The sequence below is a fragment of the Paraburkholderia eburnea genome, assembly GCF_002917095.1.
Lineage (GTDB): Bacteria > Pseudomonadota > Gammaproteobacteria > Burkholderiales > Burkholderiaceae > Paraburkholderia > Paraburkholderia eburnea.
The window spans coordinates 126,360-141,917 of record NZ_PQGA01000010.1 but is presented as its reverse complement, the minus strand read 5'-3'; the positions used below and the strand labels follow the sequence as shown (position 1 = coordinate 141,917).

The following is a 15,558-nucleotide window of genomic DNA, read 5'->3' as shown; positions in this document are numbered from 1 at the left end:
ACGCGGTTTTTGCCAAGGAGATCAAGCCGATGCGAATCGCACAAATTGCGCCACTTTACGAAGCCGTCCCGCCGAAGCTGTACGGCGGCACCGAGCGGGTCGTGTCCTATCTGACCGAAGCGCTGGTCGATCAAGGACACGAAGTGACGCTGTTCGCCAGCGGCGATTCGGTCACTTCGGCAAAGCTGGAGGCCGCATGGCCGCGCGCACTGCGCCTCGACCCGACGATCCGCGACGCGCTCGCGCCGCACATCGTCCTGCTCGAACGCGTGCGCCGCATGGCCCACGAGTTCGACGTGCTGCACTTTCATCTCGATTACCTGCCGTTTCCGCTGTTCTCGACACTCGACACGCCATTCGTGACGACGCTGCATGGCCGTCTGGATCTGCCCGAGCTGCAACCGGTGTTCGACTCGTTCCCGCAGGCGCCCGTGATTTCGATTTCGGACTCGCAGCGCCAGCCGCTCGGCCAGGCCAACTGGCTCAACACGATCTATCACGGCCTGCCGAAGGATCTGCTCACGCCGCGCACGGACAAAAAGCCCGAATATCTGGCGTTCCTCGGCCGCATTTGCCCGGAAAAGCGCGTGGATACCGCGATCAAGATCGCCGCGCTGTCGGGCCTGCCGCTGAAGATCGCCGCCAAGGTGGACAAGGTCGACCAGGATTACTTCAAGAACGAAATCGAGCCGCTGCTGTCGATGGCGCACGTCGAATTTATCGGCGAGATCAACGAGGCGCAGAAGCCCGAGTTCCTCTCCGGCGCGAAGGCGCTGCTGTTCCCGATCGACTGGTCCGAGCCGTTTGGCCTGGTGATGATCGAGGCGATGGCTTGCGGCACGCCCGTAGTCGCGTTCAACCGTGGATCGGTGCCTGAAGTGATCGATCCGGGCGTGACCGGTTTCATTTGCGAGGATGTCCAGGGCGCCGTGGCGGCGTTACAGAATATCGATTCGCTTTCGCGTGAAGCGATTCGCGCGCAATTCGAGCGTCGCTTTACTTCGCACACGATGGCCAGCAATTATGTCGAAAGCTATTCGGCATTGATCGAAGCCTCTCAGCGTCCCGTGCTGCGCCGTGTGGCAGCAGGTGCTTGAGTCCAATGAGGTTGCGCATGCCCGATGCAATCAATTCGGCATTCTTGAGATAAAAGCACCACAAACGGGCAGCGTGAATCGTTTGCGTACGCTGATATAGCTCGATTACCCATTGCTTATAAAAGAGCCGCTACGTCATGCGGCTCTTTTTATATAGATACGCGCGGCAACGTGCTGTCGGGCGGCCGCTTGCGCGGCCCATTCGTCAAACGATCAGATAACGCTCGCGATTCTTGCCCGCAATCCATTTGGGCGGCTTGCCGCGTCCACTCCAGGTCGCGCCGGTCTTCGGATCCTGATAGCGCGGCGGCAGCGGCGCCTTCTTGGGCGGTCGCCCGCGCCGGGCGGCAACCGCGACGGCAAAACCGAGATCCTGGGCGGACAGCCCGTATTCGGCGATCTTCTCGCGGATCATGGTGATGACATCGGCGACTTCGGTGCGCCGGGCTTCATCGGCCTGGGCCTGCAGCCGGGCGATTTGCGCCTTGAGTTCTGAATATTGTGACATTTTTCCCTCCCCGCCTTCATTGTCGATCAAACTGACTCGATCGCAGATTAGACGTAAATAACAGAATTAGCAACCACTGCTAATACTGCTTTATCGCGATATTTCCTCGATTAAGGACGCAATGCCGGCTTAAGGAATTCGGATCTCATCCGGTGCAATAATGAGCACAATTACATCAGAATTAACAATCCTTGACACCCATGCTTTTCGCGACTCCCTAGAATCTGGCATTTCACGGTGCCGGTGCTCTATTCGGCTCCCCGTCAAATGACTTTTCGAGGCGTCTAACCATGCACTTATCCAAACGACTTCTGGCCGAAATGTTCGGCACCTTCTGGCTGGTTCTCGGCGGCTGCGGCAGCGCGGTACTCGCCGCCAGCTTTGCCGGCCCCGTTCATGGGCTCGGCATCGGCTTCGTCGGCGTAGCGCTCGCCTTCGGCCTGACCGTGCTCACCATGGCGTTCGCCATCGGCCACATCTCGGGCTGCCACCTGAATCCGGCGGTGAGCGTCGGCCTGACCGTCGCGGGCCGCTTCCCGGCGCGCGATCTGCTGCCGTACATCGTCGCGCAGGTGATTGGCGCGGTGATCGGCGCGGCCGTGCTCGCGTGCATCGCCACCGGCAAGCCGGGCTTCGACCTCGTGGCGAGCGGCTTCGCCACCAACGGCTACGGCGACCACTCGCCGGGCCACTACACGCTCGCGGCGGCATTCGTCTGCGAAGTCGTGATGACGGCGTTCTTCCTCTTCGTGATTCTGGGCGCGACCGACGTGCGCGCGCCGGCCGGCTTCGCGCCGATCGCCATCGGCCTGTGCCTCACGCTCATTCACCTGATCTCGATCCCGGTCACCAACACCTCGGTCAACCCGGCGCGTTCGACGGGCCCGGCGCTGTTCGTCGGCGGCGAGGCCATCTCGCAGCTCTGGCTGTTCTGGGTCGCGCCGATCATCGGTGCCGTGATCGCGGGCGTGGTGTACCCGCTGATCGCCGGCCGCCGCGAAGCCGTGGCCGAACTGGCGGCGCGCGTAAAGGCGTAATTCGCGCGGTGTCGAGTAAGGGATACGGGCGCTTCGGCGCCCGTTTCTATTGGCGCTCGCGGTACGCACGGGCAGGCCCGCCAGCGTGCGGGCGTCGCGTCGGCGAGATCGGCGCCGCTGCTAGAATCGGCGCACCCTCCAACTTTCAGGCAAGGCGCACGGCATGAAGCATTCACGACACAGGCTGGGCCGCTTCACCGTGACGCTCGCAGCGCAACTGTTCGCCGCGACGGGCGGGTTCCTCGCAGGCGCGAGCGGGGTCCACGCCGCCACCGCTTCGGACACGTCGGATCTCGCAACGCTGATCTTTGTGCGCCACGGCGAAAAGCCCGACGCAGGACTCGGCCAGCTCGACTGCAAGGGCTTGAACCGGGCGCTGGCGTTGCCCGCCGTGATCGCCGCGAAATACGGCAAACCCGACGCGGTCTACGCGCCAGACCCCGGCGAGCAGAAAGACGATCGCGGCCACGCTTATTACTACGTGCGTCCGCTCGCGACCGTCGAGCCCACGGCGATCCAGTTCGGACTGCCAATCCAGACGCCCTACGGCCACTCCCACACCGACGCGCTGGAGAAGACGCTGCTCGATCCGTCCTGGCGCAACCGTATCGTGCTGATCGGCTGGGAACATCGCGAGATCGAGGCGATGGTGCGCAAGATCGTCGCGGAGCACGGCGGGTCGGCGTCCGACGTGCCCAAATGGAAGAGCGCGGATTTCGACAGCATCTACGTCGTGCGCGTCGACTGGAGCAGCGGCACGCCCCGCGTGCGCTTCAGTCACGATCGCGAAGACCTGGACAGCGTGAGCGACGAGTGCCCGTGCGCGGGATTGCCGGCGCCGAAGCCGCCCGCGCAGTAATTACGCAGCGCCCGATCGGCGCTCATTCCCCACTCAACCGGCGATCTCGTCGTCGATCGCAAACAGCTTGCGCAGGTGATGCGCGACGCCCGCCTCGAAGTTGTTGCCGATGCGCGGCACCCTGGGCAGGCGCTCGATCAGCAGCGGATTCGCATTGTTCATCATGAACGGATGGCCCGCCGTTTCCAGCAGGTCGATGTCGTTCATGTTGTCGCCGAACGCCACGCAACGTGCGGCGTCCAGATTGAGGCGATCGAGCACGACGCGCAGCGCGCGGCCCTTCGACACGCCCGCGACCATCACTTCCAGACAATCGGGCAGCGAGTAAGTGATATAGAGCGCATCGCCGAATTCACGCGTGAGGCTCCCCTCGACATGCGCGAGATCGGCCGGCTCGCCAATGTAAAGCGCCTTGGCGATGCCCGCGCCGCCCAGCGCGCCCAGATCCCCGGTCACGCGGTACGTGAAGCCCGAATCCTGATGGAACGCGAGCAGTTCGGGCGCGTCGCGGTCGATGAACCATTCCGTGTCGGTGTAGAGACTCACAATCACGCGGCCATGTTCGCCCACCGTGTCCGGCGCGACGAGGCGGCGCACCATCGGCTCGGGAAGATTGCTCGCGTGAATCAGCGCGTCGTCGGGACCGTGCACGCGCGCGCCGTTCGATGTAATGAGATACGCGGGAATGCCGAGGATGTCGCGAATGCCGGCCACGTCGCTGTAATGGCGGCCCGTGGCGATGATGAACTTCAGGCCCTGCGCATCGAGCTTAGTGAGCGTGGCAACCGTGAACGGGTCCAGTTGATGGTCGGCGTTGAGCAACGTTCCGTCGAGATCGGTGGCAATGACCTTGTACATGGCAGTTCAGGCGGCTAGCGGGAAACCGTCAATGCTAGCATCCGGCGACTTCAGCCGTGTTGTCGGGATTGCCGGCCGACCCGTCGCCCATGCGTCACGCGCCATCGATGCCCTCGCGCTTTCGTTGGGCGGCGCGCCGCGCCAGCCGCAAGGCGCCGCTTGCCGAGTCCGCGAGCGGCGCGCGCAAGCGCTCGCGCACGGCCTGCGGCACCCACTCGCGCAGCGGTTGACCCAGACCGCCAGCTAGCGCCACCGGCAGCGCGGCAGCAGGATCGAGCGCCGAAATCATGCGCGCGACCGCCTCGCCAGCTTCCGCAAGCAACTTCGCGACAAACGGATGGTCGCGATGCGCGAGCACCACAGGCGCGAGGCTCGCATAGGCGGTCTGATTGGCCGCGCACAGCCAGACGATCAGGCTGTCGCGATCGCTCGCGCCCGTGTGTGCGAGCAAGGCCTGCGAAAGCGCATCGGGCGCGACGCGCCCATCGAGCGACTGCTGCGCCCAGACGATCGCGCGCAGGCCGAACCATGCGCCGCTCGCTTCATCGCCGGAAGGAAAACCAAAGCCGCCCGCGATATGACATGCCCCCGACGCATCGAGCGCCGCCGCGATGCTGCCCGTGCCGAGCGCCACGACCACGCCGGGGTCGCCACCGTGCGCGCCGAGCAGTGTCGTATAGGCGTCGCTTTCGACCGCGAGCCCCGCCACGGGGGGCGCAGCGGCGCGAAATGCCGCGAGCCAGTCGGGATTGTTCACGCCCGCGAGGCCGCAGCCGAGCACGCATTGCGACCAGTCGAACGCGACGCCGGCCCGCTCGAACGCGGCGCGTGCGCCTTCCTCGATCGACTGCCAGGCGCGTTCGATGCCGAGCCCCAGCCCCGACGGGCCAGCGGCGGCGCGCGCGAGTTCCTTGCCCTGCGCGTCGCCGAGCGCGACGCGCGTGCCCGTGCCGCCGCCGTCGACGCCGATCAACCAGGAATATGTCTGCATGATGTGAGGGACTGTAAGCAACGTTGAAAACGCGGTTGAAAAAGCGGTTGAAGACCGAACCGTGCCGCAGAGACTAACGGCTCGGCGCCATTCGCACAATTGGCCGGATGGCCAGGTGGCGGCGCGCCGACGATCCGCTATTCTTGCGAGGCTCGATTGCGATACCGCCAGGAGAATCAACGTGACACAACGCTGTAGCTGGGCCACAAGCGAAGCCCTCGCGCAATACCACGACGAGGAGTGGGGCGTGCCGTCGCGCGACGACCGGCACCTCTTCGAAATGCTCGTGCTGGAAGGCGCGCAGGCCGGGCTGTCGTGGTCGACCATCCTCAACAAGCGCGAAGGCTACCGGCGTGCCTTCGCCAATTTCGATATCGACAAGGTCGCGCGGTTCACGCCGAAACAGGTCGAAAAACTCGTGGAGGACGCGTCGATCGTGCGCCACCGCGGCAAGATCGAATCCACGATTCTCAACGCGCGCGCCGTCCAGCAGATCCAGGCGGAGCATGGCTCGCTTGCGGCGTTTGTCTGGTCGTTCGTCAACGACACACCGCTGCAAAGCGATCTGGAGTCGTACCTCAACGCGCCCGCATCCACCGAGGTGTCGGACGCGCTGAGCAAAGCGCTCAAGAAGTATGGCTGCAAATTTGTCGGCACCACGATCTGCTATGCGTTCATGCAGGCCGTGGGCATGGTCAACGACCACCAGCGCGACTGCTCCTGCCGCAAGACATGCGCAGCGCTCGGCAAGGCGAAAGCGAAAGGCAAAAGCAAGCCTCGCGCGACGCAAGGCGCCTGAAGCAGCGTACGGTCCGGGAAAGTCCCAGGCGAGACGGTTCGCGCGTCGCCCACCCTTGCGCATCAAGGCGCGGCGCGTTGGCTGCCCGATCGCGCGTGAATCAGTTCGCGTCGGTTTCTCGCTGGCTGGGTGCGCGGCCCAACGGTTTTCCCATGGCGCGCCGATATAACTGATAACGGATGCGTCCGGGGTCAACGCAGCAGGACGGCCGCGACAGGACGCGGAACGGGGAGCGCGCCGGAAGGCGTGCGGCGTGTCCGGGGAGACCTAACCGCTGTGCCATGCGCAGGGGGCCAACATGAAAAACGTACACTTCCTGACCCATCAGGAAATCTTCGACCGCGCCGTGGCGCATCTGTTCGGACAGGGTAGCGCGGCGTTGCTGCCGCGCGGCGGCGGTGCCTATCGAGGCGGTTATAGCGGCGGCGGTCTGCATAACTACGGCGGCTGCCCGGTCGGCAATTTAATCCGCCCGCGCGACTACACGAGCGCGATGGAAGGCATTCCCGTGCGCTACATCGCGCGCGATGCGAGCGACGTGCCCGCGTACATGGACGTGGGCGTCGCCGCGCTCAGAAAGGCGCTGCTTCGCGCCCATGTCAACATCTACGATCCCCACACCGTCAATCTGCTGAGTTGCCTGCAGAACGTCCACGACGTATTCGGCGTATGGGAATGGCGCGAGCGTCTACTTTCCATCGCCGCGCAATTCAGGCTCTCGCCGCAACGCCTTCTGGACGCCGCCTGAGCCCAGCCATGCTCGCGAAAACCACCGCAGAAATGCAAACGGCGGCGCAGCTTCTTTCGAAGCATGCGCCGCCGTCTGGCGGAAGCTGAAGCGGCTCTTAGTGGAGCTTCTTCGGCAGCATCTGGCTACGCAGACGCTTGTGCAGACGCTTGACTGCAGCTGCCTTCTTACGCTTACGAACAGCCGTCGGCTTTTCGTACGATTGGCGCTCACGCAGTTCTGCGATCAGGCCGTTCTTTTCAATTGCGCGGCGGAAGCGGCGGATTGCCACTTCGAACGGCTCGTTTTCCTTCAGGAGAATCGTCGTCATGTATGTCCTAACTCAATCACTTGATACGGTACAAAGGCGTAAACACAAAGGCGTTCACGCACCGGCCCTCCGGTCGTTCACCAACGTGGGGGTGTAACGAGAGGCAAGGCGGCCACGGAGGCCGGAAAAGAGAAGTAGGGGGTTCACAGCGGAACGCGGCCAGGTTGACCTTGCAGCAACACGCCTGACCGCCGGTTTGCGGCCGCCAACAGTAACGAACACGGCAACAAAACAGGCAAAGATCTCAATTCACTCTCAATGATATCAGGAAAAAATCCTGGCGACCAGGGGTTTCTCGTGTCGCTTCAGACACTTGCGTGGCGCTCGCGGCCTGAGCGCGCGCCACGCACCTTCAGGAGTCCTGGGTTAGCGCCGTCCTGCCCGCGCTAAACCCATCCCGAACTGATCGGTCCCCGTCATGCACTGGCGTCGTTGAGCGCCTGAATATCGGCGGGATCGAGCTTCAGATGCACCGCAGCCGCCAGGCTGTCGAGTTGTTCGAGCGATGTTGCGCTGGCGATCGGCGCCGTGATGCTGGGCCGGGCGATCAGCCATGCGAGCGCCACCGCCGCGAGCGTGCTGCCGTGGCGCTGCGCCACGAAATCGAGCGCCGCAAGGATGCGGATGCCGCGATGGTCCAGATATTTCTCCACGCGCGAACCGCGCGCGCTCTTGGCCAGATCCTCGCGCGAGCGGTATTTGCCCGACAGGAAGCCGCTCGCCAGGCTGTAATAGGGCACGACCGCGATCTTCTGCGCGAGCGCCACCGGCTCGATATCGGCCTCGTAGGCGGCACGGTCATAGAGGTTGTATTCGGGCTGCACGATCTGATACGCGGGCAGGCCGCTCTTGTGGGCAAGCGCCAGCGCCTCTTCGATGCGCGCGCCCGTGTAGTTCGACGCGCCCGCCACGCGCACCTTGCCCGCCTCGATCAGCTTCTGGTACGCGCCGAGCGTTTCTTCGAGCGGCACCTTTTGATCGTCTTCGTGCGAGAAATAGACGTCGAGGTAATCGGTCTGCAGGCGGCGCAGCGAATCTTCCACCGCCGCGGCGATATTGGCCGCCGACAGTCCGGGCCGATGCGCGCTCTTGGCGACTTTGGTTGCGATCACCACCTTGTCGCGCTTGCCGGTCTTCGCGAGCCACTTGCCGATGATGGTTTCCGATTCGCCGCCCTGGTTGCCCGGCACCCATGCGGAATACACGTCCGCCGTATCGATGAAATTCAGGCCCTCGTCGACGAAGGCGTCGAGGATCGAGAACGAGGTGGCCTCGTCGGCGGTCCAGCCGAACACGTTGCCGCCGAACATGAGCGGTGCGACCTGCAAGGAAGAAGTGCCGATCCTGCGTTGTTCCATGATGTCTCCAAAGTAGGGCGAGAGCGGAACCATCGAGGATACGCCGGCTTGTGCATGGCTGCAGCGACCTGAGGAAATTGCGCTAAACCATGCGCCGGTCCTGCCGTAAACAAACTGGCAAGAGGGAGAACGTGCCCGGCAACCCGGCTGCATGCAGAAAACCAGCGGTGCGCAGCAGGTTTTTTTGCGTGTTGCAAAAGAGGTCTCGATAGTTTGCTCGTCTCCCTCAAGTTTTTTGCACCCACGCCGTCAACCTTTACTGAGGCGGCCAGCAATGAACCCAGGCTTCCGCCGCAGTCATTATGGCTTGTAACGGGCTAATCGCCCGACTAGGAGAATTTCCATGCTCGGAATTAACAGCAACATCAACTCGCTGGTTGCACAGCAAAACCTGACCAGCTCGGGCAGCGCACTGTCGCAAGCTATCACCCGCCTGTCGTCGGGTAAGCGCATCAACAGCGCAGCTGACGATGCAGCAGGTCTCGCAATCTCGAACATCATGCAGACCCAGATCAACGGTCTGAATCAAGGTGTGTCGAACTCGAACGACGGCGTGTCGATGGTGCAAACCGCGTCGAGCGGCCTGTCGTCGCTGACGAGCAGCCTGCAACGTATCCGCCAGCTGGCCACGCAGGCAAGCAACGGCTCGATGACCGATGACGACCGCGCAGCACTGCAACAGGAAGTCTCGCAACAGGTTTCGGAAATCAACCGTATCGCGTCGCAAACGACGTACAACGGCATGAACGTCCTGAACGGCTCGCTGGGTTCGGTGTCGTTCCAGGTTGGCGCGAACGTCGGCCAGACGATCACGCTGAACCTGTCGCAAAACATGTCGGCAGCAGCAATCGGCAGCGGCGTGCCGCAAGCTGGCAACACGCTCGGCTCGTTCACCAACCTGTCGCTCGACTCGGCTGGCGCACTCAGCTCGGACGCAGGCGGCACGGGCGGCTCGGCTGCAATCACGCAGATCAACGTGATCTCCGACGGCAGCGGCGGCTACACCCTGACGGACCAGAACAACCAGGCACTGAGCGCTGCGGACATCTCGAGCGCATTCACGGGCGTGACGATCGGCTCGGACGCAAACGGCAACGCAGTCATCGCCGCAAGCGATGCTTCGGCCGTCGGCGCAGCATTTGCATCGGACCTCGACGCAACGATGTCGGGCGCAAGCTCGTCGGCGAACCTGGGCTACAGCTCGGCTTCGGAAGATGCGATCGGCTCGCAGATCGACGCGCTCAACACGGTGTCGACGGTCGCGAACATCGACATCAGCTCGGCAAGCGGCGCTTCGATGGCGATGGAATCGATCGACAACGCGCTGAACACGCTGAACAACCTGCAGGCAACGCTCGGCGCGGCACAGAACCGTTTCACGGCAATCGGCACGACGCAGCAAGCTCAGTCGACCGACCTCTCGACGGCACAATCGTCGATCCAGGACGCTGACTTCGCGCAAGAAACGGCTAACCTGTCGAAGGCTCAAGTGCTGCAACAAGCAGGTATCTCGGTTCTGGCGCAAGCGAACTCGCAACCGCAGCAGATCCTGAAGCTCCTGCAGTAACGAGCTCCGTAGCAAGAAGCGTCGCATGTACCGCTGCCATCCCGGTACGTGCGGCACACACCAGTCGGGAGGCTCGCCTCCCGATTGGCATTTCCCCGGTTTGAACCGATTCACACGACACCGCCCAAGCAGGGAGCCTGTCCATGTCCACCGTTAATACGGCCGCCAGCACGATTGCGAGCACTGTTGCCGCTACTACCGCGTCATCGAATGCCGCTCTGCAGGAAGCCGCCCAGTCGATCATCAGCGGCTCGACCGGCAACTCGTCGATGGATGTGAGCTCGCTCGTTTCGGCACTCGTGAATGCGAAGATCGCCGGCCAGGCCGCTACGATCGCGACTTCGCAGTCGACCGACAATACCCAGATTTCCGCCTACGGCACGCTCTCGGCAGCGCTTTCGGCGCTTCAGGCGAGCCTCGGCACGCTCTCCGACGGCACGACCGTCAATGCCTTTTCGGCGACCACCAGCGGCTCCGGCATTACGGCCACGGCGGCCAGCGGCGCGGTCGCGGGCACGTACTCGCTCGATGTCGCCCAGATCGCGCAGGCACAGGTGCTCACCTCCACGGCCTATGGCGCGACGACCCCGCTAGTCAGCGGGTCGGCGACGATGACGCTCACCGTCAACGGCGCCAGCACGACGATTGCGCTGAACAGCTCGAACAGCACGGTTTCCGGCATCGCCGCCGCCATCAATAGCGCGAGCAACAATCCCGGCGTCACGGCCTCGGTCGTCAATGGCGCGGATGGCGCTCACCTCGTGCTGCACGCGACCACCACGGGTTCCGCGGGCGGCATTACCGTGGGCATTAGCGACGCAAATACGGGCGACGCGCTGAACAATCTGGCGGTGACGACAAACCCGGGCACGTCGCTGACCGGCAACGCCAGCGCATCGTCCACGGACCTCGCGAACAACCAGTCGACGACCAACAACCAGACGTACTGGAAGCAGTCGACCCCGGCGCAAGACGCCTATTTCACGATCGACGGCACCGGCGTGACCAGCTCCAGCAACACCGTGACGTCCGCGTTGTCGGGTGTGACATTGAGCCTGTCGGCGGCGTCCATCGATACGACTGGCACATCGCCCCAGACGCTGACGGTTGCGCAAAACACGAGCGCGCAATCGAGCGCGATCAACAACTTCGTCACGCTGTACAACACGCTCGTCACGGCGATGGGCACGCTGACGTCGTTCAGCGCGACCTCGACATCGCAGGGCGTGCTGCTCGGCGACTCGACGCTGAACATGATCCAGAACCAGTTGGCCACGATCGTGGCGACCGGCGTGAAGAACGGCAATACGACGACCAGCCTGGCGTCGATTGGCGTCACGCTGGGCGCCGACGGCACGCTCTCGATCGACAGCGACACGCTCAACAGCGCGCTGCAGAACAACCAGTCGACGATCGCCACGCTGTTCAACTCGACCAACGGCGTCGCCGAGCAGTTGAACACGAACATCACGAATTATCTGTCGACCACGGGCGCAATCGCGACGCGCACGAATGCGCTCAACACCGATCTGACGAATCTGACGACGCAGCAGACGAATCTCACGGATTACCAGACCCAGTTGACCAGCATGTACACTGCGCAGTTCACGGCGCTCAACACGCTGATGGCGACGATGAACAACAACCAGCAGTACCTGACGCAGCTGTTCGGCGGCACCAATAGCGCAGGCGCGCTGGCCACCGACAAGAGCTAACGCGAGATAACCGACCAGGGGGCGCAAGCCATGGACGCACAGACCGGCATCGAACGCATCTGGCAATTCACCAAGGCCATCGAGCAGGCAGCAGCCGTGGGCGAATGGGAGCAGGCGGCACAACTTGTGGATGCCCGCTCGCCGCTGCTGATGTCGCTCGGTGCGCAGCAGCCGCCCGCCGTGCTCGCACGGATCAAGGAAATCCTAGCGATCAACGGCCGGGTCGCCGAAGCGGCGCAAGTGGCTCAGCGGGCGCTCGGCGCGGAGTATCAGGCGAGCATGCGCGCGACTCGTAACGTCAGCCAGTATCAGCGCGTCGCGCAGTTCTGACCCCGGAACAACGACGCGCTTTCCAGTCCTTCGCCCTTGCCCTGCCCAGGCCCGCTTGAAGCGGGCCTTTTGTTTTTTGTGCGACTGGCCAACGGTCATTTACCCATCAAATTGGCGGATATTTTGGCCCCACCTCGGCGCATCGCTGCCTTCGCGTCCCCCTCATAATTCCTTCAATTCCCGCCCCCTGGACGCCCACGCGCGCCTTCGTCATGACTGCTTTTCCCGCTTTGACCGACACGACCACGCTTCCCCCGCAAGCGCAACAGGAACAGGACATCGACCGCGTGATGCAGATCGCGATCGCGCACCATCGCAAGCAGGAATATGCCGAGGCAGCGAAGCTTTATGCCTCCGTGCTGGCCGTGGACAGCGAACATGTCGATGCCCACTATCACCTCGGCGTGCTGCGCCTCCAGGCGGACGAACCCGCCGAGGCGGCACCGCATTTCGAGGTCGTGCTCGGGCACACCCCCCAGAATGGGCAGATCTGGATCTACTACATCACTGCCCTGACCGTAAGCGGCCAGCCCGACGCAGCGCGGGCCGCGCTGACCATCGCGCAGCAACAAGGCCTGCCCGAAGAGGCGGTTCGCACGCTGCTTGCACGCGTAAATGGCGAAGAAGAGCCTGTGCCGGCCGCGCCGCAGCCCGAGGCTGCAGCCAGAACCGAAGCTGAAGCCGAGCCAGCTTCCCAGGCGCCCGCAGGTGGCGACGAGGCCCCCGCGGCGGCTGAGACCACGGCTGACGCGCCCGTGAAACTCGACACGCGCCGGGCAAGCGCCAAGGACCAGTATCAGCTCCAGCAACTCCTGAATAGCGGGAAACTCGATGCGGCGCTGAAGGTCGCGCGCCGTCTGACGCAGCAATATCCTTCGCACGGCGAATGCTGGATCGAACTCGGACGCGTCCTGCAATCCACCGGCAACTATTCGGAGGCTGTCGAGGCCGGCGAACACGCCGCGCGCCTGCTGCCCAATCACATGGTCGCCCAGACGCTGCTGGCCGACCGGCTCGTCATCACCCGTCAGTACCATCGGGCCAAGGCGCATTGCCTTGAGACCCTCAAGCGCTTCCCCGAAAGCGCCGCGTTGCATCGCAACCTGGGTTGCGCACTGCTTGAAACGGGCGAGCCCGACGAGGGCTTCGCCCATATGCGCCGCGCCATCGAACTGACGCCGAACGCCATCGAGTTCGACTCGCTGGCAACCGCGCTGGGCAGACATGGACTGTTCGAAGAGGCCGAAGCCGCGTTTCGCCGCGCGCTCGAACTGGCACCGATGCAGGCATCGACCCACAGCAACCTGCTGTTTTACGTGATGCACAAACCGGACCTCGATGCGGCCAGCGCATTTGCGGAATTCCGCGAATATTCGGCACGCCACGAAGCGCCGCTGCGCGGGCGCACGCCCGCGCACACCAATGATCGCAATCCGGCTCGGCGCCTGAAAATCGGCTTCGTTTCGGGTGACCTGATCAATCACCCGGTTGCCTACTTTTTCCTCTCCGTGCTGGAGCAGCTGGTAAAAGACACCAGCCTGTCGGTGCACATCTACTCGAATTACGTGGTGACCGACGGCTTCACCGCCGAGATTCGCCAGCATGCGCAGACATGGACCGAAATCTTCGGCATGTCTAACGAAGTCGTGACGCAAAAGATCCGCGACGACGGCATCGACATTCTCGTCGACCTGTCCGGCCATACCGGGCGCAACCGCCTCGTGGTCTTCGCGCAAAAAGCGGCGCCGGTCCAGGTGAGCTGGATCGGCAATCCGGCCACGACGGGTCTGGATGCCGTCGACTATTACATGTCGGACCGATTCGTCACGCCGCTCAAGGAGTTCGAGAGCCGCTTCTCGGAAAAACTCGTGTTCCTGCCGGCGCTCGCACCCTTCAAGCCGCACCCGAAATCGCCGGACGTCAACGCGCTGCCCGCGCTTAAAAACGGCTTCATCACCTTCGGCAGCTTCAGCCGGATCGTCAAGATCGGCAAGGAAGTCGTGGCGCTCTGGGCGCGCGTGCTGCGCGAAGTGCCTGATTCGCGCCTGCTGATCGGCGCGATTGCGGCCAAGGATCAGATGATCAGACTCATCGAGATGTTCGGGAAAGAGGGCATCGAGGCCAGTCGCATCAGCTTTCTGGGCCGCGCGAATGTCACGACCTATCTGCAGCAGCACAATCTGATCGACGTCTGCCTCGACACCTTCCCGTTCGGCAATTCGACCACGACCATGCAGGCGCTGTGGATGGGCGTGCCCACCATGACGCTGCCCGGCGATTCGATGGCGAGCCGCAGCAGCACGGGCTGGCTTTCGCACCTCGGTCTCGAAGCGGCCTTCGTCGCGCAGGACAAGGACGATTTCGTGCGCAAGTGCGCCGCGCTGGCCGCCGACCCCGAAGCGCTCGCAGTCGTGCGGCAGGAGCTTCGCGAATACTGCCGGCAGTCCGTCCTGATCGACGCGCAAGCCATCTCGGCTGCCGCGTCGCGCGCGTTTCGCATCATGTGGCAACGCTGGTGCGACGGGATCGCGCCCGAGCATTTCGAAGTACACACGGACGACGTACTGGCCGCCTCGGCACTCGATGCGCAATCCGCCGACCGGCCCACGCTATTGATCAACAACGGCGGCCTTCCCGCAGGCATCAAGCCGATCCGCTTCGTCTGCGGCACACGCTGCGATCGCGAGAAGTTCTTCGAGGAAACCGCGCTTGGACGCTCGCTGAAGCTTTACGAAAAGCGGCCGGGCCTGCAGTTGCAGCTCTTCGACAACAACTCGCGCGGACTGTCCACCATCTACAACTCGGCGATCGATTACGCGGTGGAGAATCCGGCCATTCTCGTATTCGTTCACGACGATGTCTGGCTCACCGACTACTTCTGGGACGAGCGCATTCGCGAGTCGCTCGCGCATTTCGATATGGCGGGGATTGCCGGCAACCGCCGCCGCCTGCCGCGTCAACCGGCATGGTGCTTCGCCACGGCGGACATGCGCTGGGACGAGGCTCGATATCTGAGCGGCACCGTCGGTCACGGCAAGGGCTTCCCGAGCAAGAACGTCCTGATGTTTGGTCCCTCCCAACAGGAGTGCAAGCTTCTCGACGGTCTTTTGCTGATTGCCGACAGCGAAATGTTCGCACGCCACGAGCTGCGTTTCGACGAGCAGTTCAAGTTCCACTTCTACGACATGGACCTCTGCCGCCAGGCCGAACTCAAGGGCTTGCGCATCGGCACGTGGCCGCTGAGCGTGGTGCATGAAAGTGTCGGCGCATTCGGGTCGCGTGTCTGGCGTGAAAGCTACGATCTTTATCTGCGCAAATACAAAGACTAATTCTGGCGGATCGGGCTTCCGGCGCGAATGCAGACGGTGTTGTTAGTGGACT

General features: G+C 63.4%; 14 protein-coding genes. 9 read left to right on the top strand and 5 right to left on the bottom strand.

Features of this window, described 5'->3' with window-relative positions; translation table 11 throughout:
• Positions 1-29 precede the first annotated feature (29 nt).
• On the top strand, positions 30-1,097 hold the full coding sequence (locus B0G62_RS18890) for a glycosyltransferase family 4 protein (RefSeq protein WP_103705742.1): 1,068 nt from the start codon (positions 30-32) through the stop codon (positions 1,095-1,097).
• A 205-nt stretch (positions 1,098-1,302) separates the two neighbouring features.
• Here the strand turns inward: B0G62_RS18890 and B0G62_RS18885 are convergent, their stop codons facing one another.
• Positions 1,303-1,605: an H-NS histone family protein gene (locus B0G62_RS18885; RefSeq protein WP_103705741.1), complete on the bottom strand. Its 303-nt coding sequence runs from the start codon at positions 1,603-1,605 to the stop codon at positions 1,303-1,305.
• 290 nt (positions 1,606-1,895) lie between these two features.
• Between B0G62_RS18885 and aqpZ the strand changes: the two genes are divergently transcribed.
• Together aqpZ and B0G62_RS18875 are read left to right on the top strand one after the other, a co-directional pair.
• Positions 1,896-2,642 carry an aquaporin Z gene (aqpZ, locus tag B0G62_RS18880; protein WP_103705740.1) on the top strand — a complete coding sequence of 249 codons (747 nt, stop codon included), beginning with the start codon at positions 1,896-1,898 and terminating at the stop codon, positions 2,640-2,642.
• Between the two features lie 163 nt (positions 2,643-2,805).
• Complete coding sequence (locus B0G62_RS18875) at positions 2,806-3,501, top strand: histidine phosphatase family protein (protein ID WP_103705739.1); 696 nt, start codon at positions 2,806-2,808, stop codon at positions 3,499-3,501.
• Between the two features lie 33 nt (positions 3,502-3,534).
• Here B0G62_RS18875 and B0G62_RS18870 read toward each other — a convergent pair whose 3' ends face one another.
• Together B0G62_RS18870 and B0G62_RS18865 are read right to left on the bottom strand one after the other, a co-directional pair.
• Complete coding sequence (locus B0G62_RS18870; protein ID WP_103705738.1) at positions 3,535-4,359, bottom strand: Cof-type HAD-IIB family hydrolase; 825 nt, start codon at positions 4,357-4,359, stop codon at positions 3,535-3,537.
• A gap of 94 nt (positions 4,360-4,453) precedes the next feature.
• Positions 4,454-5,350: a glucosamine kinase nucleotide-binding domain-containing protein gene (locus tag B0G62_RS18865; RefSeq protein ID WP_103705737.1), complete on the bottom strand. Its 897-nt coding sequence runs from the start codon at positions 5,348-5,350 to the stop codon at positions 4,454-4,456.
• Positions 5,351-5,531: 181 nt separating this feature from the next.
• Between B0G62_RS18865 and B0G62_RS18860 the strand changes: the two genes are divergently transcribed.
• Positions 5,532-6,149 (top strand): DNA-3-methyladenine glycosylase I, encoded by a 618-nt coding sequence (locus tag B0G62_RS18860; RefSeq protein ID WP_103705736.1) that lies wholly within the window; start codon positions 5,532-5,534, stop codon positions 6,147-6,149.
• Between the two features lie 298 nt (positions 6,150-6,447).
• A complete protein-coding gene (locus tag B0G62_RS18855) occupies positions 6,448-6,897 on the top strand; it encodes a hypothetical protein (protein WP_103705735.1) in 450 nt (149 codons plus the stop codon).
• Positions 6,898-6,994: 97 nt separating this feature from the next.
• On the opposite strand, the gene rpsU is transcribed toward B0G62_RS18855, so the two are convergent.
• A complete protein-coding gene (gene rpsU / locus B0G62_RS18850; RefSeq protein WP_006401410.1) occupies positions 6,995-7,207 on the bottom strand; it encodes a 30S ribosomal protein S21 in 213 nt (70 codons plus the stop codon).
• Positions 7,208-7,623: 416 nt separating this feature from the next.
• Positions 7,624-8,565, bottom strand: a complete 942-nt coding sequence (locus B0G62_RS18845; RefSeq protein ID WP_103705734.1) for an aldo/keto reductase — start codon at positions 8,563-8,565, stop codon at positions 7,624-7,626.
• Positions 8,566-8,908: 343 nt separating this feature from the next.
• Here B0G62_RS18845 and B0G62_RS18840 point away from each other — a divergent pair, with 343 nt between their 5' ends.
• The 4 genes from B0G62_RS18840 to B0G62_RS18825 all read left to right on the top strand — a co-directional run bounded on the left by B0G62_RS18840 (position 8,909) and on the right by B0G62_RS18825 (position 15,506).
• Complete coding sequence (locus B0G62_RS18840) at positions 8,909-10,132, top strand: flagellin (RefSeq protein ID WP_103705733.1); 1,224 nt, start codon at positions 8,909-8,911, stop codon at positions 10,130-10,132.
• Positions 10,133-10,275: 143 nt separating this feature from the next.
• On the top strand, positions 10,276-11,847 hold the full coding sequence (fliD, locus tag B0G62_RS18835) for a flagellar filament capping protein FliD (protein ID WP_103705732.1): 1,572 nt from the start codon (positions 10,276-10,278) through the stop codon (positions 11,845-11,847).
• A gap of 30 nt (positions 11,848-11,877) precedes the next feature.
• Positions 11,878-12,177, top strand: a complete 300-nt coding sequence (locus B0G62_RS18830; protein ID WP_103705731.1) for a flagellar protein FliT — start codon at positions 11,878-11,880, stop codon at positions 12,175-12,177.
• A 212-nt stretch (positions 12,178-12,389) separates the two neighbouring features.
• Entirely contained in the window at positions 12,390-15,506 is a 3,117-nt protein-coding gene (locus B0G62_RS18825; protein WP_244193303.1) for an O-linked N-acetylglucosamine transferase family protein, read from the top strand.
• The last annotated feature ends 52 nt before the right edge of the window (positions 15,507-15,558 follow it).